Here is a 22,485-nt window from a genome sequence, read left to right on the forward strand (position 1 = left end):
GGGGTTCAACACTCAGGTGTGCCCGTGTCCTGCGTGCCGAGGTCGAGCTCGGCACGCGCTGCGTTCGCCAGGTTGCGGTACTTTTGCCGAAAGGCGTCGATCGCGTCGTCCTCCAGTTCCTCCAGGTCCAGCAAGGCGTTGTGCGCCCCGCGCGTTGCCCGGATCAATTCATCCAGTTTTATCTGAATGGCCTCGGTGTCCCGGTTCTGCGTGTTCTGGATCAGGAACACCATCAGGAACGTGACGATCGTGGTTCCGGTGTTGATGACCAGCTGCCAGGTGTCGCTGAAACCAAAAACCGGACCTGTGACAACCCAGACGGCGATCACGAGAACCGCCAGCACGAAGGTTCGCGGCCTGCCGCAGAAGCGGGATGCGGTCTTGGCGAATCTTGAGTAAGGGGAGGTGATGTTCATCGCGCATTCTCGCTGCCCGGCAAGATCCCGCTTCTCTTCACTTGTCCGCAAGGACAGGACGAGTTAGTTGCATAGCTAACCAATTGCGCCTATGATGCGCCCATGTTCGACCATTGCCTGTACTTCAACACCACGGCCCTCGCCCGCCTGGTCGAGCGGGAATGGACGCAGGCGTTCAAGCCCTTCGGCGTGACGCCGCCGCAGGGCTTCTTGCTGCGGCTGGTGCTGGCCAGGCCGGGACTGTCGCAGGCCGGGCTGGCCAGCGAGCTGACCATCTCGCGCCCCACGGCCACGCGGTTGATCGACGGGCTGCAGGCCTTGGGCCTGGTGGAGCGGCGCGACGCCGGTGTCGATGCGCGGCACTGGGCGCTCTTTCCCACGCGCAAGGCCCAGGCCCTGCAGGACGGCATCAACGCCGCCAGCGGTGCCGTGACCAAACGCATCCAGCAGCAGGTGGGCAAGGAGAATTTCCTCGACACCGTCGGCAAGGTCCGGGCCGTCTGCAGCGCCCTGAAATGAAGCGGTTCATTTTTTCGCCCAGTTAGTTGCATAGCTAACTATTTTTCGCAAGCCATCGAAAGGACCACCATGCCCATCCTCAACGTCAAGCTCAGCCGCCCCGCAAGCGCAGAACTCACCACGCAGGTCAGCGAGATGCTGCTGGAGCTGACCAGCCGCATCCTGCACAAGAAGCGTGAGCTGACCTCCATCGCCATCGACTACGTGGATCCCGCGCACTGGGTGGTGGGCGGTGCCACGCTGGCAGCGCAGGGCAAGAGCAGCTTCTACTTCGACATCAAGGTGGTGGATGGCACCAACACCAAGGACGAGAAGGCGCAGTACATCGCCGAGAGCTTCGCCGCCTTCGGCCGCCTGCTGGGCGACCTGCACCCGGAGAGCTACATCCACGTGCAGGACGTGCGGGCCGAGGCCTATGGTTTCGGCGGCCTGACGCAGGAATACCGCTACATCGCCGGCAAGCGCTGAGCGTGCTCAGAAGGCCTGCAGGCTGTCGTCCCAGTGCTGCAGTTGGGCGGGCTTGTCGCCGCTGAAGGCACCCAGCACCTGCTGCGGCGGCACGGTGATGCGGCCCTGCTTGAACTTCATCTTCACCAGCACCTGCGCGCGCGGCTCGCCGCCCACGCTGAAGCTGTGTGAGAAGTACGCGCACTTACCGTCCGCGAAGGCCACGCGAGTGTCCACCTGCAGCTTGTCGAACAGGCGCACGGCCTTGCCGAAGCGCACCATCTGGGCCAGGTTGACGAACTGGATGCGCTGCTTGAGCAAGCCGCCCATCAGACCGGTGTTGAGCAGGAAGTCGACCTGCGCTGATTCCGCGATCTGCAGGTAGCGGTCGCTCTTGAGCGTGGTGATGCCGGTGTCCAGCGGCGTGACGCGGTAGCTTGAAGCGACAGTGGCATGGGGCGCGCAACTGCCGTAGCGCGGCCATGCTGTCAGGAGGGTGAGCAGATTCCTCAGCAGACCGGACATGGCAGGCCCGGGCGCCTTACTGCAAGGGCTCTTTGAGGGCCTTGGGCAGCGCCATGGGCATCACGGCGATGCCCTCGTCCAGCAAGGCCTCGGTCTGTTCGCGCGAGGCCTGGCCGCGGATGCCGCGCTCCTGGACCTCGCCGTAGTGGATGCGGCGCGCCTCCTCGGCAAAGCGCTCGCCCACGTCCTCGGTCTGGGCGATGACTTCCCGCGCCATCTTCATCCAGGCGGCCTGCAGCGCCGCGTCGGGCAAGGCAGCCACCTGTTGCGCCGGCTCCTGCTTACCGGCACCCAGGTTCAGGCGCGGCGCGCTCAGCAGCTTGGTCACCGCCGTGTCGCCGCACATCGGGCACTCCACCAGACCACGCTGCAGCTGGCTCTGGAAGTCGTCTTCCGAGCCGAACCAGCCTTCGAAACCGTGGCCGTGGGCGCACTGCAGATTCAGGACCTTCATGGCGCTAGTTTAGGACTGCCAGTCCAAAACCCAAGTCCCGGCCAAGACGTTCTGCAGCCACAGCATGCAGGTCAGGGTCTTGGCGTCGGTGAGCTCGCCGCGTTGCGCGGCCTCAAACAGCTGCGACGGGGGCACCGCCAGCACGTCCAGGAACTCGCCCTGGTCCAGCTTGCGCTGGCCGGCCTGCAGGCCGCGGGCGAAGTAGATGTGGATGACCTCGTCGGAGTAGGCGATGGCGTTGTGCATCTCCCCTGCCCTGGCCCACTCGCGCGCACTGTAGCCGGTTTCCTCCAGCAGCTCGCGCTTGCCGCAGACCAGCGGGTCCTCGCCGGCGTCGAGCTTGCCGGCCGGGAACTCGGTCACGACCCGGCTGATGGGATAGCGGTATTGGCGCTCCACCACCACGCGGCCATCGTCGAGCATGGGCACGACCACCACCGCGCCGGGATGGCGCACGTACTCGCGCGTGCCGGTGCTGCCGTCGGGCAGGGCCACCGTGTCGCGCACCACATGCAGGAAACCGCCCTTGAGCAGTTCCTGGCTGGCCAGATGCCTTTCGACCAGGTGAGTGTCGTCGCCAGTGCTCATTTCCTGCGGTGTTTGAACAGGTAGCGCCAGACGAAGCCGGGGAAGGCCAGCGTCACGAACAAAGTGGCAGTGACAGCGTAGAACTCCCACTGCTGCGCGGCGATCTGGCCGGCGCGCTGCTCCAGCAGCAGGCCCAGGCCGCCGACGATGAAATACAGCAGAACCAGCTCACCCAGTCGCCAGGCCAAGGGCTTGGCGCGCGCCAGCGGCAGCACGCCCAGCAGGCGCTGGCTCAGAAACGGCAGGTTGGCACCAGCGAGGGCCAGCGCGATCACCAGCCAGATGGAGGCGGTCTGCGACATGGCCAAGGAAGACTAGGTCGCCAGCGTCTTGATCACGGCGTCGGCGCACAGCGCCATCAAGCCGCCGGGCAGAATGCCCAGCCCCAGGATCAGGGCGCCGTTGATCGACAGCACGGCACGCACGTCGGCCGGGGCCGAGACGGTGGTGGCGGTGATCGGGTTGTCGAAGTACATGACCTTGACCACCCGCAGGTAGTAGAAGGCGCCGATCAGCGACATCATCACGGCGAAGACGGCCAGGCCGATGTACAGCGTCTGGCCGCTGGAGACCAGGGCCTGCAGCACCGTGAGCTTGGCGTAAAAGCCCACCAGCGGCGGAATGCCGGCCAGCGAGAACATGCACACGGCCATGACGCCGGCGAACAGCGGGCTGCGCTGGTTCAGGCCGGCCAGGTCGGCGATCTCCTCGCTCTCGAAGCCTTCACGGGCCAGCAGCAGGATGATGCCGAAGCTGCCCAGCGTGGTCAGCACGTAGGTGATGATGTAGAACATCGACGCGCTGTAGGCGTACTGGGCGTTGTTGGTGTTGCCGTTGACCACGCCAGCCGCCAGGCCCAGCAGCACAAAGCCCATCTGGGCGATGGTGGAGTAGGCCAGCATGCGCTTGAGGTTGGTCTGCGCGATGGCCGCCAGGTTGCCCACCAGCAGCGAGGCCACGGACAGCAGGATCAGCATCTGCTGCCAGTCCAGGGCCAGCGGAATCATGCCCTCGACCAGCAGGCGGATGGCGATGGCAAAGGCGGCCAGCTCGGGTGCAGCGCCGATCATCAGCGTCACCGCCGTGGGCGCGCCCTGGTAGACGTCGGGGATCCACATGTGGAAGGGCACGGCGCCCATCTTGAAGGCCAGGCCGGCGACGATGAAAACCAGGCCGAACACCAGCACCTGGTGGTTGATGCGGCCGCTGGCGATGGCCTTGAAGACCTCGTTGATGTCCAGCGAGCCGGTGGCGCCGTACAGCATGGAGATGCCGTACAGCAGGAAACCGCTGGCCATGGCGCCGAGCACGAAGTACTTCATGGCCGCCTCGGTGGCGGTGGCGTGATCGCGGCGCAGCGCCACCAGGGCGTAGCTGCACAGCGTCAGCAGTTCCAGGCCCAGGTAGATCACCAGGAAGTTGCTGCCCGAGATCATGACGAACATGCCCAGCAGCGCAAACAGCGACAGGGTGAACATCTCGCCGCCGCGCAGCATGTCGCGGTCGCCGGCGTAGGGACGGCCGTAGACCAGGGTGACCATCACGGCGATGGTGGCGAAGAACTTCAGCCAGTTGCCCAGCGGGTCGCTCACCACCATCTTGCCGAACGCGTAGAAGGTGCCGCCGGCCATCGCGAAGTCGGCGCAGAAATAGGCCACGACAGCCAACGTGCCCATGGTCAGACCGTAGGTCAGGGTGCGCAGGCGGCTCACGACGCCCAGGTCCACCAGGGCGATGACGCAGGCCATCGCCAGCAGGAGGATCTCCGGCGAAACGACGATCAGGCTCAGTTTGTCCAGCATGGCTGTCCGTTCAGTTCAGTTTGGAAGCAGCCACGTGCTTCAGGAAGTCGGCCACCGAGGTGTTCATGACGTCGGTGAAGGGCTTCGGGTAGATGCCCATGTACATGACGGCGGCGGCCAGCAGGCCCAGCATCAGGAATTCGCGGCTGTTGATGTCGGTCAGTCCGCGCACATCGTCGTTGGCCACCGGGCCCAGGTAGACCCGCTTGAACATCCACAGCGTGTAGGCCGCGCCGAAGATCAGCGCCGTGGCGGCCGCCAGGCCCAGCCAGAAGTTGGCCTTGACAGCGCCCAGGATGACCATCCACTCGCCGACGAAACCGGCGGTGGCAGGCAGGCCGCAGTTGGCCATGGCGAACAGCAAGGCGAAGGCGGTGAAATTGGGCATGGTGTTGACCACGCCGCCGTAGCTGGCGATCTCGCGCGAGTGGACGCGGTCATACAGCACGCCGATGCACAGGAACATCGCAGCCGAGACGAAACCGTGGGCGATCATCTGCACGATGCCGCCGGCCACGCCCAGGTCGTTGAAGATGAAGAAACCCAGGGTGACGAAGCCCATGTGGGCGACCGACGAATAGGCCACCAGCTTTTTCATGTCCTGCTGCACCATGGCCACCAGGCCCACGTAGATGACGGCGATCACCGACAGCGCGATCATCAGCCAGGCCCATTCGTGGGCGGCGTCCGGCGCGATGGGCATGGAAAAGCGCAGGAAGCCATAGGCTCCCAGCTTGAGCATGATGGCGGCCAGCACGGCCGAACCACCGGTGGGGGCCTCGACGTGCACGTCCGGCAGCCAGGTGTGGACCGGCCACATCGGCACCTTGACCGCAAAGGCGGCGAAGAAGGCGAAGAACAGCAGGGTCTGCGAGGTGGCCGACAGCGGCAGCTTGTGCCAGGTCAGGATGTCGAAGCTGCCGCCGGCCTTGCTGTACAGGAAGACCAGGGCCACCAGCATCAGCAGCGAGCCCAGCAGCGTGTACAGGAAGAACTTGAAGGCCGCGTAGATCTTGTTGGGGCCGCCCCAGATGCCGATGATCAGGTACATCGGGATCAGCGTGGCCTCGAAGAACACGTAAAACAGCATGCCATCGAGCGCGCTGAACACGCCGATCATCAGGCCCGACAGGATCAGGAAGGCGCCCATGTACTGGTTGACGCGCTCGGTGATCACTTCCCAGGCCGAGATCACGACGATCACGGTGATGAAGGCCGTCAGAGGCACGAACCAGAACGAGATGCCGTCCAGGCCCAGGTGGTAGAAGATGTTGAAGCGCTCGATCCAGGGCGCTTTCTCGACGAACTGCATCGCCGAAGTGCCCAGCTTGAAGCCCTGGTACAGCGGCAGCGTGGCCAGCAGGCTGATCACGGCTCCGATCAGCGCGATCCAGCGCACAGCGCGGGCCTGGTCGTCACGCCCCAGGGCAAGCAGGACGACACCGAAAGCGATCGGCGTCCAGATGGCAAGGCTCAACAAACCCATTTTTCTTCTTTCCCAGCCTTAGCGTTTGAACCAGACGAACCACGTCATCAGCAGGAACACGCCGATGATCATTGCGAACGCATAGTGGTAGATGTAGCCGGTCTGCAGGCGGCGTGAGGCGGCGGCAAACCAGCCGACCACGCGTGCGCTGCCATTGACCAGGGTGCCGTCGATCAGCTTCTGGTCGCCGACCTGCCACAGGCCCGTGCCCAGGGCGCGCGCGCCGCGTGCCAGCACGTTCTCGTTGAACCAGTCCATGTAGTACTTGTTGTCCAACAGCTTGTACAGCGGTTCGACGCGCGCCTTGATCTTGCCGGGCAGCGCCGGGTTGACCATGTACATGTAGTAGGACAGGGCCACGCCGGCCACTGCCAGCCAGAACGGCGCGGTTGTCAGGCCATGCAAGGCCATCTGCAGCGGACCGTGGAACTCGCGCGCGAGGTTGGCCATCGCCGGATGCTTGTCGTTGTCGATGGCGATCGCGTCCTTGAGGAACTCGCTGTAGAGCATGGGATCGATGGCCAGGAAGCCGATCACCACCGAGGGGAAGGCCAGCAGCAGCAGCGGCGCCGTCACCACCCAGGGCGACTCATGCGGCTTGTGGTCGTCTTGGTCATGGCCATGCGCGTCGTGGTGGTCGTCATGGTGCGCGTCCGGATTCTGGTCGAAACGCTCCTTGCCGTGGAACACCAGGAAGTACATGCGGAACGAATAGAAGGCGGTGACGAAGACACCGGCGAGCACCGCGAAGTGCGCGAAGCCCGAGCCCCACAGCTTGCTGAAGTGCACCGCCTCGATGATGCTGTCCTTGGAATAGAAGCCGGCGAACAGCGGCGTGCCGATCAGGGCCAGCGAGCCCAGCAGCGAGGTGATCCAGGTGATGGGCATGTACTTGCGCATGCCGCCCATCCAGCGGATGTCCTGGTTGTGGTGCGCGCCCATGATGACCGAGCCGGCCGCCAGGAACAGCAGAGCCTTGAAGAAGGCGTGCGTCATCAGGTGGAACACGGCCACCGAGTAGGCCGAGGCGCCCAGGGCCACCGTCATGTAGCCCAGCTGCGAGAGCGTGGAATACGCCACCACCCGCTTGATGTCGTTCTGGATGATGCCCAGGAAGCCCATGAACAGCGCGGTGATGGCGCCGATGACCAGGATGAAGCTCAGGGCCGTGTCGCTCAGCTCGAACAGCGGCGACATGCGCGCCACCATGAAGATGCCGGCCGTCACCATGGTGGCGGCGTGGATCAGCGCGGAGATCGGCGTCGGGCCTTCCATCGAGTCGGGCAGCCAGACGTGCAGCGGGAACTGCGCGCTCTTGCCCATGGCGCCGATGAACAGGCAGATGCAGATCACGGTGATCAGCTGCCAGTCGGTGCCGGGGAAACCCAGCTTGGCGATCTCGCCGGCCTTGGCGAAGGTCTCGACGTAGCCCAGGGTGCCGGCGTAGGCGGCGATCAGGCCGATGCCCAGGATGAAGCCGAAGTCACCGACACGGTTGACCAGGAAGGCCTTCATGTTGGCGAAGATGGCCGTGGGCTTGTTGAACCAGAAGCCGATCAGCAGGTAGGACACCAGGCCCACGGCTTCCCAGCCGAAGAACAGCTGCAGGAAGTTGTTGCTCATGACCAGCATGAGCATGGAGAAGGTGAACAGCGAGATGTAGGCGAAGAAGCGGTTGTAGCCCTCGTCCTCTTCCATGTAGCCGATGGTGTAGATGTGGACCATCAGCGAGACGAAGGTCACCACGCACATCATCATGGCCGTCAGGCCGTCGACCAGGAAGCCCACTTCCATCTTCAGGCCGCCAACCACCATCCATTCGTAGATGGTCTGGTTGAAGCGCGCGCCGTCCACGGCCACGCTCTTGAGCGTCATCGCCGAGATGATGAAGGCCACCAGCACGCCCAGGATGGTGAGGGTGTGCGACAGGCGGCGGCCGATCCAGTTGCCACCGAAGCTGGTGCCCAGGACACCGGCAAGCAAGGCGCCGGCCAACGGAGCCAGCGGGACCACCAGCAAGGTGGAAGCGTTGAGGGTTGTGCTCATTGTCTTTTTAACCCTTGAGCGTGTTGAGCTCGTCGACGTTGATGTTCGACTTGTTGCGGAACAGCAGCACCAGGATGGCCAGGCCGATGGCCGACTCGGCCGCGGCCACCGTCAGGATGAAGAACACGAAGACCTGGCCGTGCATGTCGTTCAGGTAGTACGAGAACGCGACGAAGTTCATGTTGACCGCCAGCAGCATCAGCTCGATGGCCATCAGCAGCACGATCAGGTTGCGGCGGTTCAGGAAGATGCCGATCACCGACAGGGCGAACAGGATGGCACCCAGCGAGAGGAAATGTCCGAGGGTGAGCGTCATGCCTTGTCTCCTTCGACAGCGGGCGGTGCCGGCGGCGCTGCCACCGTGGGGTCCTGCTTGACCAGCTGCACGCGGTCGCGCGCCTTGACGCGCACCTGCTGGGCCGGGTCCATGTGCTTGCTGTCCTTGCGCGTGCGCAGGGTCAGCGCGATGGCGGCGATGATGGCCACCAGCAGGATCACGGCGGCGATTTCCAGCGGGTACAGGTACTGGGTGTACAGCAGCTTGCCCAGCTCCTTGGTGTTGGAGTAGCCGGCCACGGCCTGGGCCGCAGCGGGCACCGCCTTGGGATCTTCGCCCAGGCGAAAGCCCCCCATCAGCACGGCGGCCATTTCCAGCGCGATCAGGGCGCCGACGCTGGCGGCCAGCGGAAAGTGCTTCCAGAAGCCCGCGCGCAGGCTGTCGACGTTGATGTCCAGCATCATCACGACAAAGAGGAACAGCACCATCACCGCCCCCACATAGACCAGCACCAGCGAGATCGCCAGGAACTCGGCCTTGAGCAGGATCCACACGGCGGCCGCCTGGAAGAAGGCCAGCACCAGGTAGAGCGCGGCATAGACCGGGTTGCGGGCGGTGATGACGCGGAAGGCTGCAAACAGCAGCACTGCCGAGAAAAGGTAGAAAAGACCGGTTTTGACGTCCATGGTTGTTCTTGTCTCAGGCCCGCATCAGCGGTACTTGGCGTCAGCCGCCCGGTTGGCCGCGATCTCGGCTTCGTAGCGGTCGCCCACGGCCAGCAGCATGTCCTTGGTGAAGTACAGGTCACCGCGCTTCTCGCCGTGGTACTCCAGCACATGGGTCTCGACGATGGAGTCGACCGGGCAGCTCTCTTCGCAGAAGCCGCAGAAGATGCACTTGGTCAGGTCGATGTCATAGCGCGTGGTGCGGCGGCTGCCGTCGTCACGCTGCTCCGACTCGATGGTGATGGCCAGCGCGGGGCAGACGGCTTCGCACAGCTTGCAGGCGATGCAGCGCTCTTCGCCGTTCTCGTAGCGGCGCAGAGCGTGCAGGCCGCGAAAGCGCGGCGACAGCGGCGTTTTTTCTTCCGGGAACTGCACCGTGATCTTGCGGCTGAAGGCGTACTTGCCGGTGATGGCCAGGCCCTTGAACAGTTCCACCAGCATGAAGCTGGACAGAAAGTCCTTGAGCGAGAAGGCGGACGGGTTGGAAACGGCGGTGCTCATTGGCTTATTTCCAGATGTTGAACGGGGTCTGCATCCACAGGCCCACGACAACCAGCCACACCAGGGTGACCGGAATGAAGATCTTCCAGCCCAGACGCATGATCTGGTCGTAGCGGTAGCGCGGGAACGTCGAGCGCACCCACAGGAACATGGTGACCACGCAGAAGGTCTTGGCGCCCAGCCAGATCCAGCCCGGGATGAAGGACAGGAACTCGAACGGAGGCAGCCAGCCGCCCAGGAACAGGATGACGGCCAGGATGGAGACCAGCCACATGTTGGCGTACTCGGCCAGGAAGAACATCGCGAAGCTCATGCCCGAGTACTCGATCATGTGGCCGGCGACGATTTCCGACTCGCCTTCCACCACGTCGAAGGGGTGGCGGTTGGTCTCCGCCAGGCCCGAGATGAAGTAGACGACGAAGATCGGCAGCAGGGGCAGCCAGTTCCACGACAGGAAGCCAGCGCCCATCTCGGCGAACTGGCCCTTGCCCTGGCCCATGACGATGTCGGTCATGTTCAGGCTGCCGGCCACCATCAGCACCACCACAAAGCAAAAACCCATGGCGATCTCGTAGCTCACCATCTGGGCCGAGGCGCGCAGCGCGCCCAGGAAGGCGTACTTGGAGTTGGACGCCCAGCCGGCGATGATCACGCCGTAGACCTCGAGCGAGGTGATGGCCATCATGAACAACAGGCCGGCGTTGATGTTGGCCAGCGCCACATCCGGGCCAAAGGGAATCACCGCCCACGCGGCCAGGGCCGGCATGATGGTCATGATGGGGCCGAGCAGGAACAAGCCCTTGTTGGCCACCGTCGGAATGATGATTTCCTTGGTCAGCAGCTTGAGCGCGTCGGCGATCGGCTGCAGCAGGCCCATGGGACCGATGCGGTTGGGGCCGACACGGATCTGGGTGAAACCGATGGCCTTGCGCTCCCACAGCGTGAGGTAGGCCACGGCGCCCATCAGGGGCGCGACCACCACCACGATCTTGATCAGGGTCCACAGCACGGGCCAGCCCATGCTGGTCCACCAACCGGCGCCGATCAGGCCATTGCCGAAGCCGTAGATGGCGTCGATCATGCTGCCACTCCTTCGGCCTGGGCGGCCATGCGCGCATCCGCCGTCATTTGCAGCGAGGGCGCGCGGCGCACGGTGCCATCGAGCTGGTAGATCGAGGCAGTGACCGGTGTACCAGCGCCTGCCGATGCATCCACGGCCGCGGCCGTGGCATTGCCCAGCTTGCTGCCTTGCACGTGGCTGGCGGCTGCGTCCTGGGCGCCGCGGGCGGCGGCCAGCACTTCGGTTGCCGACTCGAACGTGAAACCGGGCAGGCCCAGCAGGTTGGCCAGCACGCGCAGCACCTTCCAGGCCGGACGGGTCTCGCCCAGGGGCTTGACCACGGCGTGGAAGCCCTGGACGCGGCCTTCGGCATTGACGAAGCTGCCGGGCGTCTCGGTGAAGGGGGCGATCGGCAGCAGCACGTCGCTGAATTCGAGGTTGGCCTTGAAGGGGCTCAGGGTCACGACCATCTGGGCTTTGTTCAGGCCGGCGACGGCAGCGCGGCCGGCAGCGGAGTCGTATTGCGGCTCGGTGTTGAGCAGCAGCACGGCCTTGAGGCCGCCCGCCAGCATCTGGCCGGCGTTGAGGCCGCCGGCGCCGGGCAGTGCGCCGGCCAGCTGCGCGCCAACCGTGTTGGCCGCCTCGGTCAGGTAGCCGACGCTGGCGCCGGTCTGCTCGCCAATCCAGTTGGCCAGGGCCAGCAGCCCGGTGGCGTTGGCGTGGTGTGCCGCGCCGTTGCCCAGCAGGATGGCCTTGCGCTCGCCGCCCAGCAGGGACTTGGCGATGGCCGTGGCCTTGTCGTTCGCAGTGCCGGCGGCGGGCGCGGACACGCTCTTCTCAGCGGCGATGGCGGCGGCAATATTGGCCAGGGCCTGGCCCCATTGGCCGGCCGGCGCGACCAGCACATTGGCCAGCGGCATGGCCCAGTCGTGCTCGACGTCGTTGACGACCGAGACGGCAGCGCCCTTGCGTGCGGCGCCGCGCACGCGCAGCGCGAACAGCGGATGGTCCTTGCGCAGGTTCGAGCCCACGACCAGGACGCGCTGCAGTTCAGACAGCGAGGCGATCGAGGTGCCCAGCCAGCGCACGCCTTCGGCTTGCGGGAACTGCGCGTTGCGCAGGCGGTGGTCGATGTTCTCGCTGCCCAGGCCGCGCACCAGGGCGCCGGCCAGGTACAGCTCTTCGACCGTGCTGTGCGGGCTGGCCAGCAGGCCCAGGCTCTGGGCGCCGTGGTCGGCCTTGATCTGATTGAGGCCGTTGGCCACGTACTCGAGCGCGGTCTGCCAGTCGACCGACTTCCACTCGCCGCCCTGCTTGAGCATGGGCTGGGTCAGGCGCTCGTCGCTGTTGAGCGCCTCGTAGGAGAAGCGGTCGCGGTCGGCGATCCAGCATTCGTTGACGTCGTTGTTCTCCAGCGGCAACACGCGCATCACCTTGTTGCCCTTGACCTGGACGATCAGGTTGGCGCCGGTGGAATCGTGCGGGCTGACAGACTTGCGGCGCGACAGCTCCCAGGTGCGGGCGCTGTAACGGAAGGGCTTGCTGGTGAGCGCGCCCACCGGGCACAGGTCGATCATGTTGCCCGAGACTTCGGAGTCGACGGTGTCGTTGAGCACCGTGGTGATCTCGGAGTGCTCGCCGCGGTGGATCATGCCCAGCTCCATCACGCCGGCCACTTCCTGGCCGAAGCGCACGCAGCGGGTGCAATGGATACAGCGCGTCATCTCCTGCATGGAGATCAGCGGGCCCACGTCCTTGACCGGCACCACACGCTTTTCCTCGTCGTAGCGCGAGGCGGAGCCGCCATAGCCCACGGCCAGGTCCTGCAGCTGGCATTCGCCGCCCTGGTCGCAGATCGGGCAGTCCAGCGGATGGTTGATCAGCAGGAACTCCATCACCGATTGCTGGGCCTTGATGGCCTTGTCGCTCTTGGTGCGCACGATCATGCCGTTGGTGACGGGCGTGGCGCAGGCCGGCATCGGCTTGGGCGCCTTCTCCACGTCGACCAGGCACATGCGGCAGTTGGCCGCAATGCTCAGCTTCTTGTGATAGCAGAAGTGCGGGATGTAGGTGCCAGCCTTGTCGGCCGCATGCATGATCATGCTGCCTTCGGTGATCTCCACCTTCTGACCGTCGAGTTCGATTTCAACCATGGTTCTCGTTCGCCTCAGGCCTGCACGGCCGTCTGCTGCTGCGCCTTGTCGACCAGCGCCTGGAATTCGGGACGGAAGTGCTTGATCATGGCGCGCACCGGCATGGCCGCTGCGTCGCCGAGCGCGCAGATGGTGCGGCCCTGGATGTTGTCCGCGATGGAGTTGAGCAGGTCCATGTCGCCGGGCTTGCCGTGGCCGGTGTGAATGCGCTCCACCAGGCGGAACAACCAGCCCGTGCCTTCGCGGCAGGGCGTGCACTGGCCGCAGGACTCGTGCATGTAGAAGTACGACAGGCGCTTGAGCGACTCCACCATGCAGCGCGAGTCGTCCATCACGATGACGGCGCCCGAGCCCAGCATGGAGCCGGCCTTGGCGATGGAGTCGTAGTCCATCGTGCACTCCATCATGATGTGCGCCGGCAGCACCGGCGCCGACGAGCCGCCCGGGATCACGGCCTTGAGCGTGCGGCCCTTGCGCACACCGCCGGCGAGTTCCAGCAGCTTGGCAAACGGCGTGCCCAGCGGAACCTCGTAGTTGCCCGGCAGTTCGACGTCACCCGAGACCGAGAAGATCTTGGTGCCGCCGTTGTTGGGCTTGCCGCACTCCAGATACGCCTGGCCGCCGTTGCGGATGATCCAGGGCACCGCGGCGAAGGTCTCGGTGTTGTTGATGGTGGTCGGCTTGCCGTACAGGCCGAAGCTGGCCGGGAACGGCGGCTTGAAGCGCGGCTGGCCCTTCTTGCCTTCCAGCGACTCGAGCAGCGCCGTTTCTTCGCCGCAGATGTAGGCGCCAAAGCCATGGGCGGCGTGCAGCTGGAAGCTGAAGCCCGAGCCCAGGATCTTGTCGCCCAGGTAGCCGGCCGCCCTGGCCTCTTCCAGCGCTTCCTCGAAGCGGTCGTAGGTCTGGAAGATCTCGCCGTGGATGTAGTTGTAGCCGACGCTGATGCCCATTGCGTAGGCCGCAATGATCATGCCCTCGATGACGATGTGCGGGTTGAACTGCAGGATGTCGCGGTCCTTGCAGGTGCCCGGCTCGCCCTCGTCCGAGTTGCACACCAGGTACTTCTGCCCGGGGAACTGGCGCGGCATGAAGCTCCACTTCAGGCCGGTGGGAAAGCCCGCGCCGCCGCGGCCGCGCAATGCCGATTCCTTGACCGTCGCAATGACCTGGTCCTGCGTCATGGGCTCGCCGCCGCCCGCGCCCAGAATCTTCTTCAGGGCCTTGTAGCCGTCGCGCGCCTCGTAGTCCTTCAGGCGCCAGTTGGTGCCGTCCAGGTCCTTGTAGATCTGCGGGTCGATATGGCGGCCGTGGAAACAGGTCTGAACACCCGTGGCCTGGAACTGCGAGAGAACCTGATCGGCGTTCATGCGGAAGCTCCCTTCAGACCGTCGATCAGCTGGTCGAGCTTGTCGTTGCTCATGAAGCTGCACATGGTGCGGTCGTTGACCAGCAGCACAGGCGAGTCGGCGCAGGCGCCCAGGCATTCGCTTTGCTGCAAGGTGAACATGCCATCGGCCGTGGTGCCGCCCATTTCAACGCCCAGCTTGTGGCACAGGTGTTCCAGCGCCTTCTGGCCGTCGCGCAGCTGGCACGGCAGATTGGTGCAGACGTTGAGCTTGTACTTGCCCGCCGGCTGCTGGTTGTACATGTTGTAGAAGGTCGTGACCTCGTGCACCGCGATCGGTGCCATGCCCAGGTAGGCGGCCACTTCGTTCTCGCTCTCGCGGCTGACGAAGCCCAGTTCCTGCTGCACGATGGCCAGGCAGGCCATCACGGCCGACTGCTTCTGGTCGGCGGGGTACTTGGCCACTTCCGTCGCGAAGCGGGCCTTGGTCGATTCAGAAATCATCGGTCAATCTCCCCGAACACGATGTCCATCGTCCCGATGATGGCAACCGCGTCGGCAATCATGTGGCCCCTGCCCATCTCGTCCAGCGCGGCCAGGTGGGGGAAACCCGGCGGACGGATCTTCAGGCGGTACGGCTTGTTGGCGCCATCGCTGACGATGTAGATGCCGAACTCGCCCTTGGGGTGCTCGACGGCGGCATACGCTTCGCCTTCGGGCACGCGAAAACCTTCGGTGAAGAGCTTGAAGTGGTGGATCAGCTCTTCCATGTTGGCCTTCATGGATTCGCGGTCCGGCGGCGCCACCTTGTGGTTGTCGGTGATCACCGGGCCGGGGTTGACGCGCAGCCAGTCCACGCACTGCTTGATGATGCGGTTGGACTGGCGCAGCTCTTCCACGCGCACCAGGTAGCGGTCGTAGCAGTCGCCCGTCTTGCCTACGGGGATGTCGAAGTCCATCTGGCCGTAGACGTCGTACGGCTGCTTCTTGCGCAGGTCCCAGGCGATGCCCGAGCCGCGCAGCATCGGGCCGGTGAAGCCCAGGTTGAGCGCGCGCTCGGGCGTGACGACGCCGATGCCCACGGTGCGCTGCTTCCAGATGCGGTTGTCGGTCAGCAGCGTCTCGTACTCGTCCACGTAGTGCGGGAAGCGCTTGGTGAAGTCCTCGATGAAGTCCAGCAGCGAGCCCTGGCGGTTCTCGTTGAGCCTGTCGATGGCGCGCTGGTTCTTGATCTTGCTGACCTTGTACTGCGGCATGCTGTCGGGCAGGTCGCGGTAGACGCCGCCCGGGCGGAAGTAGGCCGCGTGCATGCGCGCGCCGGACACCGCCTCGTACATGTCGAACAGGTCTTCGCGCTCGCGAAAGCAGTAGATCAGCATGTTCATCGCGCCGCAGTCCAGCCCGTGCGCGCCCAGCCACAGCAGGTGGTTGAGCAATCGGGTGATCTCGGAGAACATGACGCGGATGTACTGCGCGCGCACCGGCACCTCGATGCCCATCATCTTCTCGATGGCCAGGCAGTAGGCGTGCTCGTTGCACATCATCGAGACGTAGTCCAGCCGGTCCATGTAGGGCAGCGACTGGATGTAGGTGCGGGTCTCGGCGAGCTTTTCCGTCGCGCGGTGCAGCAGACCGATGTGGGGGTCGGCGCGCTGGATGACTTCGCCGTCCAGTTCCAGCACCAGGCGCAGCACGCCGTGGGCTGCCGGGTGCTGCGGGCCGAAGTTCAGGGTGTAGTTCTTGATTTCTGCCATGACGCTCAGCCGTTGATGCCGCCGTAGTTGTCTTCGCGGATGATGCGCGGCGTGATTTCGCGCGGCTCGATCGAGACCGGCTGGTAGATCACGCGGCCGCGCTCTGCGTCGTAGCGCATCTCGACGTGGCCCGAGACTGGGAAGTCCTTGCGGAAGGGATGGCCGATGAAGCCGTAATCGGTCAGGATGCGGCGCAGGTCGTCGTGGCCTTCGAAGACGATGCCGTACAGGTCGAAGGCCTCGCGCTCGAACCAGTTGGCGGCGCTCCAGATGCCGTTGACCGAGTCCACCACCGGCAGGTCGTCGTCGGGCGCGTAGACCTTCAGGCGCGCGCGCTGGTTCAGGCTGACCGACAGCAGGTGCGTGGCCACGCAGTAGCGCAGACCGTCGTAGCCGCCGTTGCCGTAGTCGGCGTAGTCCAGGCCGCACAGATCGATCAGCTGCTCGAACTGGCAGCCGGGCGCGTCGCGCAACATCTTCGCGGCGGCCAGGTAGTCGGCAGCGGCAACGGTGACCGTCACCTCGCCGAGCCGGACGTCAACACGCTTTGCCAGCGCGCCCAGGGTGGCAGCGATGTGGTCTTTGAGGGTGTCGGGATTGACGGCGTAGGCATTGGTCATCGTCATGTCCTCAGGCCCGGGCAATCGTCTGCGTGCGGCGGATCTTCTGCTGCAGCTGGATGATCCCGTACAGCAGGGCCTCGGCCGTCGGCGGGCAGCCGGGCACATAGACGTCCACCGGCACGATGCGGTCGCAGCCGCGCACCACCGAATAGCTGTAGTGGTAGTAGCCGCCGCCGTTGGCGCAGGAACCCATGGACAGCACCCAGCGCGGCTCGGGCATCTGGTCGTAGACCTTGCGCAGGGCCGGCGCCATCTTGTTGCACAGCGTGCCGGCAACGATCATCAGGTCGGACTGGCGCGGGCTGGGGCGAAACAACATGCCGAAGCGGTCGATGTCGTAGCGGGCGGCGCCCGCGTGCATCATTTCCACCGCGCAGCAGGCCAGGCCGAACGTCATCGGCCAGAGCGAGCCGGTCTTGGCCCAGTTGATGACCGAGTCCACGGTCGTCGTGACCATGCCCTTGTCGAGAATGCCTTCGTTAGCCATGTCAGTACTTCCTTGGCAGCCGCCGGGATGTCATTCCCAGTCCAGCGCGCCTTTTTTCCATTCGTAGACGAAACCCACGACCAGGATGGCCAGGAACACCATCATCGACCAGAAGCCCACGGCGCCGATCTCCTTGAGCGCCACGGCCCAGGGGAAGAGGAAGGCGATCTCCAGGTCGAACAGGATGAACAGGATGGCGACGAGGTAGTAGCGCACGTCGAATTTCATGCGCGCGTCCTCGAAGGCCTCGAAGCCGCACTCGTAGGGGGAGTTCTTCTGCGCGTCGGGCTTGCGCACGCCGATCGCGCCGGAGACGAACCAGCCGATGGCCTGGGGAAGGATGCCGACCGCTACGCCGACCAGGATAAACAGGAGGACGGGAAGGTACTGGTCGAGGTTCATCTTGGGGCCTGATCCGCGCTTTTATGGCCAGCCGGGGCGCGCCCGGCTGGCTCTTTTGTTGGTGCCGTCGGCGAGACTCGAACTCGCACAGCTTTCGCCACTACCCCCTCAAGATAGCGTGTCTACCAATTTCACCACGACGGCGGTTTTTGCTGCCCGGATGGCATGAGGGATCTTGCGATCATTGGCTTTCCGGGCAGCCTTGGAGTTTACCCGGAAACCGGGCCTCCTCCCCGGCACAGCAGAGCTGGCCGAGTGATTCGTTCAAGCTTATTTGGTCGGAATCTGCGCCGCGCCGGAGGCCGGCGTGGCAGGCGGCGTCACCGCAGCCGCAGGCGCGGCCGGCACGGTGGTGCCGGGGATCTGGCCGGCGGCGCCGGAAGCAGCCGGCGCAGGGACGGCAACCGCTGCGCGGTCGAGCACGCTGCCGGATTCGACCGGGCGCAGGTTGCCGAAGTAGGCCAGCGCCAGGGTGCAGACGAAGAACACGCCGGCCAGGACGGCCGTGGTGCGCGAAAGGAAATTGGCGCTGCCGGTAGCGCCAAACAGGCTGCCCGAGCCGCCGCTGCCGAAGGCCGCGCCCATGTCGGCGCCCTTGCCGTGCTGGACCAGCACCAGGCCGATCATGCCCAGGGCCGACAGCATTTGCACGGCCAGCAGGATGGTGAGAAAAACGTTCATTTGAAATAACTCCTATTCTTGGTGCGCATCAATCCCGCTGGAGGCGGGCGGCGGCGATGATTTGCAGGAAATCGGGCGCCTTCAGCGAGGCGCCACCGATCAGGCCGCCATCGATGTCGGCCTGGGCCAGCAGGCTGGCGGCATTGGCAGCGTTCATGCTGCCTCCGTAAAGGATGGCGACGCGGTCGGCATGCGCCGTGGCTGCATGCAGCTGCGCACGCAGCACGGCATGGACCTGCTGCGCCTCTTGCGGCGTGGCGGTCTTGCCGGTGCCGATCGCCCAGACGGGCTCGTAGGCGACGGCGATCTCGCTGATGCAATGCCCATTGGTGTGGATGACGGCGGCCAGCTGGCGCTTGACCACTTCTTCGGTCCGTCCCGCTTCCCGCTCGGCCAGGGTCTCGCCAACACAAACGATGGGCGTGATGCCGTGCGCCAGTGCCGCCTTGGCCTTGTCGGCCACCAGCGCATCGGTCTCGCCGTGGTACTGGCGCCGTTCGGAGTGGCCAACCAGGGCATAGCGTGCGCCGAAGTCCTTGAGCATGGCGGCCGACACCTCGCCGGTGTAGGCGCCCTGCTCCTGGGCCGACACGTCCTGGGCGCCCAGTTCCAGCGCCGAACCGGCGCGCAGCATCTGCAGCTGGGCCAGGTAAGGCGCCGGCACGCAGACGGCGACGGTGCAGTCGTCGGCTGCGCCCATGCCAGCGATGACGGCGCGCACCAGCGCATCGTTGGCAGCCACGCTGCCGTTCATCTTCCAGTTGCCCGCGATCAGTTTCTTCTTGCTCATGTCGCGTCGGGCCCTACCAGGTCAGCACGATCTTGCCGACGTGCTGGTTGGATTCCATGAGGGTGTGGGCCTGGGCCGCGCTGGCGGCCGGGAACACGCTGTGGATGACGGGCTTGATGGCGCAGCCCTCCAGCAGGGGCCAGACCCTGGCCTTGAGCGATGCGGCAATGGCAGCCTTGAAAGCCACGGGCCGCGGGCGCAGGGTCGAGCCCGTGACCAGCAAGCGCTTGCGCAGCACCAGGCCGGCGTTGAATTCGGCCTTGGTACCGCCCTGCACGGCGATGATGACCAGGCGGCCGTCTTCAGCCATGCAGCCGACTTCGCGCGCCACATAGCTGCCAGCGACCATGTCCAGGATGACGTCGACGCCCTTGCCGGTGATGGCCTTGGCTTCTTCGGCGAAGTCCTTGGTCTTGTAATTGATGGCGTGGTCCGCGCCCAGCTTGAGGCAGGCCTCGCACTTGTCGTCGCTGCCGGCGGTGGCAATGACGGTGGCGCCCAGCGCCTTGGCCAACTGGATGGCCGTCACGCCGATACCGCTGGTGCCGCCCTGGACCATGAAGCTCTCACCGGGCTGCAGGCGGCCGCGGTCGAACACATTGCTCCAGACGGTGAAAAATGTTTCGGGCAGCGAGGCCGCCTCGATGTCGCTCAGCCCCTTGGGCACGGGCAGGCACTGGCCCACCGGCGCCACGCACAGCTGCGCGTAGCCGCCGCCGGCCACCAGGGCGCAGACGCGGTCGCCGACCTGGAAACCCGCGGCAGCCATCGCCTGGGCATCGCCCGAAACGATGGTCCCGGCCACTTCCAGGCCCGGGATGTCGGAGGCGCCGGGCGGCACGGGGTAGTTGCCGGTGCGCTGCAGGACGTCCGGGCGGTTGATACCGCTGGCGGCGACCCGGATCAGCAGTTCACCGGCGCCGGCCACGGGGTCGGGGCGCTCGCCCAGACGCAGGACGTCGGGCGGGCCATAGGAGCTGATTTCAACAACTTGCATGGTCATTCAGGCCTGAAGCCCCCGCCGAATGGGCGGAGGGTGCTACCAAAAAGATAGCGTTACTCTTGCGAGTCGACCGGCGGCTGCTGCGGCTGGGCCTGCTGCTCGCGCTGCTCGCGCGGCTGGCGCTGTTCACGCGGCTCGCGTTGCTCGCGCGGTTCGCGGCGTTCGCGCGGCTCGCCTTCGTAGGCACCGGCCGGGCGGTCCAGCAGGGCCTTCATGGACAGCTTGACGCGGCCCTTCTCGTCGGTCTCGAGCACCTTGACGCGCACGATCTGGCCTTCCGTCAGGTAGTCGGTGACCTTCTCGACGCGCTCGTGGGCGATCTGGCTGATGTGCAGCAGACCGTCCTTGCCGGGCAGCAGGTTGATCAGGGCGCCGAAGTCCAGGATCTTGGTAACCGGGCCTTCGTAGACCTTGCCGATTTCGACTTCGGCGGTGATCTGCTCGATGCGCTGCTTGGCGACGTCGGCCTTGGCGGCGTCGGTGGCGGCGATGGTGATGGTGCCATCTTCCTCGATGTTGATCTGGCAGCCGGTCTCTTCGGTCAGCGCGCGGATGACGGCGCCGCCCTTGCCGATCACGTCACGGATCTTCTCCGGATTGATCTTCATGGTGTAGAGCTTGGGAGCGAAGGTCGAGACCTCGGTCTTGGCCGAACCCATGGCTTCCTGCATCTTGCCCAGGATGTGCATGCGCGCTTCCTTGGCCTGGGCCAGGGCGACCTGCATGATTTCCTTGGTGATGCCCTGGATCTTGATGTCCATCTGCAGCGCCGAGATGCCGTCGGTGGTGCCGGCGACCTTGAAGTCCATGTCACCCAGATGATCTTCATCGCCCAGGATGTCGGTCAGCACGGCGAAACGGTTGCCGTCCTTGATCAGGCCCATGGCGATGCCGGCCACGTGGGCCTTCATCGGCACGCCGGCGTCCATCAGCGACAGGCAGCCGCCGCAGACCGAGGCCATCGAGGAGGAGCCGTTGGACTCGGTGATTTCCGAGACAACGCGCATCGTGTAGGGAAACTCTTCCTTGCTCGGCAGCGCGGCGATCAGCGCGCGCTTGGCCAGGCGGCCGTGGCCGACTTCGCGGCGCTTGGTCGAGCCCATGCGGCCGACTTCGCCGGTGGCGAAGGGAGGCATGTTGTAGTGGAACATGAAGCGGTCTTCGTACTCGCCCATCAGCGCGTCGATGCGCTGAGCGTCACGTTCCGTGCCCAGGGTGGTGATCACCAGGGCCTGGGTTTCGCCGCGGGTGAACAGCGCCGAGCCGTGGGTGCGCGGCAGCGCACTGGTGCGGATCTCGATCGGGCGCACGGTGCGGGTGTCGCGGCCGTCGATGCGGGGCTCGCCCGACAGGATCTGGTTGCGCACAATCTTGGCTTCGATCTCGAACAGCAGTTCGTTGACCTTGGCGTTGTCGAACTCGGCACCGTCGGCCTTGAGATCGGCCACGATGGCGGCGTTGGCTTCGCGCAGGGCCTGGGTGCGGGCCTGCTTGCTGCGGATCTGGTAGACGGCGCGCAGCTTGTCTTCAGCAAAACCCGTGACCTTGGCGATGAAGGCCTCGTCCTTGGCCGGCGGCTGCCAGTCCCAGACCGGCTTGCCGGCTTCGCGCACCAGCTCGTGGATGGCGTTGATGGCGATCTTGCTCTGGTCGTGGCCGTAGACCACGGCGCCCAGCATGATTTCCTCGGACAGCTGCTGCGCTTCCGACTCGACCATCAACACGGCGACTTCGGTGCCGGCGACGACGAGGTCGAGCTTGGAATCCTTGCGCTGGGTCTGGCCCGGGTTCAGGACGTACTCGCCGTTGATGTAGCCGACGCGGGCGGCGCCGATCGGGCCGGCAAACGGGATGCCGGAGATCGCCAGCGCGGCGCTGGAGCCGATCATGGCGGCGATGTCGGGATCGACCTCGGGGTTGAGCGACACGGTGTGGATGACCACGTGCACTTCATTGAGGAAGCCTTCGGGGAACAGCGGGCGGATCGGGCGGTCGATCAGGCGGCTGGTCAGCGTTTCCAGTTCACTGGGCTTGGCTTCGCGCTTGAAGAAGCTGCCGGGGATCTTGCCGGCGGCGTAGGTCTTCTCGATGTAGTCGACGGTCAGCGGGAAGAAGTCCTGGCCGGGCTTGGCCGACTTGGAGGCAACCACCGTGCACAACACCACGGTGCCTTCGATGTCCACCACCACTGCGCCAGAGGCCTGGCGGGCGATTTCGCCGGTTTCCAGGGTGACCTTGTGCTGACCCCATTGGAAGGACTTGGTGACTTTGTTGAAGATGCTCATGTTCTGTTTCTCCTGGTTGTCGGCGCATCAGGCTGCGTCGGGGTCCCGGAGGCTGGCGGTGTCGAACACGATGCCATTCCAGCAGCCCTCATGGGCGAAGCCTGGTGGAATGACAC

At 65.2% G+C, this 22,485-nt stretch carries 25 protein-coding genes and 1 tRNA gene; 2 read left to right on the forward strand and 24 right to left on the reverse strand.

Annotated features, from left to right (window positions below):
• Positions 1-5 precede the first annotated feature (5 nt).
• Entirely contained in the window at positions 6-416 is a 411-nt protein-coding gene (locus tag Q0632_RS00090; protein ID WP_298923071.1) for a low affinity iron permease family protein, read from the reverse strand.
• Between the two features lie 102 nt (positions 417-518).
• On the opposite strand from Q0632_RS00090, the gene Q0632_RS00095 reads away from it, so the two are divergent.
• Positions 519-935, forward strand: coding sequence for a MarR family winged helix-turn-helix transcriptional regulator (locus Q0632_RS00095; protein WP_298923072.1), 417 nt, complete (start codon positions 519-521; stop codon positions 933-935).
• Between the two features lie 69 nt (positions 936-1,004).
• The gene (locus tag Q0632_RS00100) at positions 1,005-1,403 is read left to right on the forward strand and encodes a 4-oxalocrotonate tautomerase family protein (protein WP_298923075.1); all 399 of its coding nucleotides are present in this window, start codon (positions 1,005-1,007) and stop codon (positions 1,401-1,403) included.
• Between the two features lie 6 nt (positions 1,404-1,409).
• On the opposite strand, the gene Q0632_RS00105 is transcribed toward Q0632_RS00100, so the two are convergent.
• The 23 genes from Q0632_RS00105 to pnp form a co-directional block, all read right to left on the reverse strand.
• Positions 1,410-1,907, reverse strand: a complete 498-nt coding sequence (locus Q0632_RS00105) for a thioesterase family protein (protein WP_298923077.1) — start codon at positions 1,905-1,907, stop codon at positions 1,410-1,412.
• A 16-nt stretch (positions 1,908-1,923) separates the two neighbouring features.
• Complete coding sequence (locus tag Q0632_RS00110; protein WP_298923078.1) at positions 1,924-2,361, reverse strand: DUF1178 family protein; 438 nt, start codon at positions 2,359-2,361, stop codon at positions 1,924-1,926.
• 9 nt (positions 2,362-2,370) lie between these two features.
• The gene (locus tag Q0632_RS00115; RefSeq protein ID WP_298923079.1) at positions 2,371-2,949 is read right to left on the reverse strand and encodes an NUDIX hydrolase; all 579 of its coding nucleotides are present in this window, start codon (positions 2,947-2,949) and stop codon (positions 2,371-2,373) included.
• Entirely contained in the window at positions 2,946-3,251 is a 306-nt protein-coding gene (locus Q0632_RS00120; protein WP_298923080.1) for a DUF2818 family protein, read from the reverse strand. Before Q0632_RS00120 ends, Q0632_RS00115 begins: the two co-directional genes overlap by 4 nt.
• Positions 3,252-3,263: 12 nt before the next feature.
• A complete protein-coding gene (gene nuoN / locus Q0632_RS00125; protein WP_298923082.1) occupies positions 3,264-4,751 on the reverse strand; it encodes an NADH-quinone oxidoreductase subunit NuoN in 1,488 nt (495 codons plus the stop codon).
• A 10-nt stretch (positions 4,752-4,761) separates the two neighbouring features.
• Positions 4,762-6,237: an NADH-quinone oxidoreductase subunit M gene (locus Q0632_RS00130; protein WP_298923084.1), complete on the reverse strand. Its 1,476-nt coding sequence runs from the start codon at positions 6,235-6,237 to the stop codon at positions 4,762-4,764.
• Positions 6,238-6,255: 18 nt separating this feature from the next.
• Complete coding sequence (nuoL, locus tag Q0632_RS00135) at positions 6,256-8,283, reverse strand: NADH-quinone oxidoreductase subunit L (protein WP_298923086.1); 2,028 nt, start codon at positions 8,281-8,283, stop codon at positions 6,256-6,258.
• A gap of 7 nt (positions 8,284-8,290) precedes the next feature.
• Positions 8,291-8,599 (reverse strand): NADH-quinone oxidoreductase subunit NuoK, encoded by a 309-nt coding sequence (gene nuoK, locus Q0632_RS00140; RefSeq protein WP_153585205.1) that lies wholly within the window; start codon positions 8,597-8,599, stop codon positions 8,291-8,293.
• Complete coding sequence (locus Q0632_RS00145; protein ID WP_298923093.1) at positions 8,596-9,246, reverse strand: NADH-quinone oxidoreductase subunit J; 651 nt, start codon at positions 9,244-9,246, stop codon at positions 8,596-8,598. The genes nuoK and Q0632_RS00145 overlap by 4 nt, the downstream gene beginning before the upstream one ends.
• Positions 9,247-9,270: 24 nt before the next feature.
• Positions 9,271-9,786, reverse strand: a complete 516-nt coding sequence (gene nuoI / locus Q0632_RS00150) for an NADH-quinone oxidoreductase subunit NuoI (RefSeq protein ID WP_298923096.1) — start codon at positions 9,784-9,786, stop codon at positions 9,271-9,273.
• Between the two features lie 4 nt (positions 9,787-9,790).
• Complete coding sequence (gene nuoH, locus Q0632_RS00155) at positions 9,791-10,867, reverse strand: NADH-quinone oxidoreductase subunit NuoH (RefSeq protein WP_298923098.1); 1,077 nt, start codon at positions 10,865-10,867, stop codon at positions 9,791-9,793.
• Entirely contained in the window at positions 10,864-12,999 is a 2,136-nt protein-coding gene (gene nuoG / locus Q0632_RS00160; RefSeq protein ID WP_298923100.1) for an NADH-quinone oxidoreductase subunit NuoG, read from the reverse strand. Before nuoG ends, nuoH begins: the two co-directional genes overlap by 4 nt.
• 14 nt (positions 13,000-13,013) lie before the next feature.
• The gene (nuoF, locus tag Q0632_RS00165) at positions 13,014-14,366 is read right to left on the reverse strand and encodes an NADH-quinone oxidoreductase subunit NuoF (RefSeq protein ID WP_298923102.1); all 1,353 of its coding nucleotides are present in this window, start codon (positions 14,364-14,366) and stop codon (positions 13,014-13,016) included.
• On the reverse strand, positions 14,363-14,848 hold the full coding sequence (nuoE, locus tag Q0632_RS00170) for an NADH-quinone oxidoreductase subunit NuoE (RefSeq protein ID WP_298923104.1): 486 nt from the start codon (positions 14,846-14,848) through the stop codon (positions 14,363-14,365). Before nuoE ends, nuoF begins: the two co-directional genes overlap by 4 nt.
• Positions 14,845-16,098 (reverse strand): NADH-quinone oxidoreductase subunit D, encoded by a 1,254-nt coding sequence (locus Q0632_RS00175; RefSeq protein WP_298923106.1) that lies wholly within the window; start codon positions 16,096-16,098, stop codon positions 14,845-14,847. The genes nuoE and Q0632_RS00175 overlap by 4 nt, the downstream gene beginning before the upstream one ends.
• 5 nt (positions 16,099-16,103) lie before the next feature.
• Positions 16,104-16,718 (reverse strand): NADH-quinone oxidoreductase subunit C, encoded by a 615-nt coding sequence (locus Q0632_RS00180; RefSeq protein ID WP_298923108.1) that lies wholly within the window; start codon positions 16,716-16,718, stop codon positions 16,104-16,106.
• A 10-nt stretch (positions 16,719-16,728) separates the two neighbouring features.
• Positions 16,729-17,208: an NADH-quinone oxidoreductase subunit B family protein gene (locus Q0632_RS00185; protein ID WP_172220173.1), complete on the reverse strand. Its 480-nt coding sequence runs from the start codon at positions 17,206-17,208 to the stop codon at positions 16,729-16,731.
• Positions 17,209-17,238: 30 nt separating this feature from the next.
• Positions 17,239-17,610: an NADH-quinone oxidoreductase subunit A gene (locus Q0632_RS00190; RefSeq protein ID WP_298923113.1), complete on the reverse strand. Its 372-nt coding sequence runs from the start codon at positions 17,608-17,610 to the stop codon at positions 17,239-17,241.
• 59 nt (positions 17,611-17,669) lie between these two features.
• Positions 17,670-17,754 (reverse strand) — tRNA-Leu (locus tag Q0632_RS00195).
• A 126-nt stretch (positions 17,755-17,880) separates the two neighbouring features.
• On the reverse strand, positions 17,881-18,291 hold the full coding sequence (gene secG, locus Q0632_RS00200; RefSeq protein ID WP_298923115.1) for a preprotein translocase subunit SecG: 411 nt from the start codon (positions 18,289-18,291) through the stop codon (positions 17,881-17,883).
• A 28-nt stretch (positions 18,292-18,319) separates the two neighbouring features.
• Positions 18,320-19,081, reverse strand: a complete 762-nt coding sequence (gene tpiA, locus Q0632_RS00205; protein ID WP_298923117.1) for a triose-phosphate isomerase — start codon at positions 19,079-19,081, stop codon at positions 18,320-18,322.
• 13 nt (positions 19,082-19,094) lie between these two features.
• Positions 19,095-20,078 (reverse strand): NAD(P)H-quinone oxidoreductase, encoded by a 984-nt coding sequence (locus Q0632_RS00210; protein ID WP_298923119.1) that lies wholly within the window; start codon positions 20,076-20,078, stop codon positions 19,095-19,097.
• 59 nt (positions 20,079-20,137) lie between these two features.
• Positions 20,138-22,369, reverse strand: a complete 2,232-nt coding sequence (gene pnp / locus Q0632_RS00215) for a polyribonucleotide nucleotidyltransferase (RefSeq protein WP_298923121.1) — start codon at positions 22,367-22,369, stop codon at positions 20,138-20,140.
• Positions 22,370-22,485 lie beyond the last annotated feature (116 nt).

Origin of the sequence: uncultured Ramlibacter sp., assembly GCF_936925435.1 — a bacterium.
GTDB lineage: Bacteria > Pseudomonadota > Gammaproteobacteria > Burkholderiales > Burkholderiaceae_C > Ramlibacter.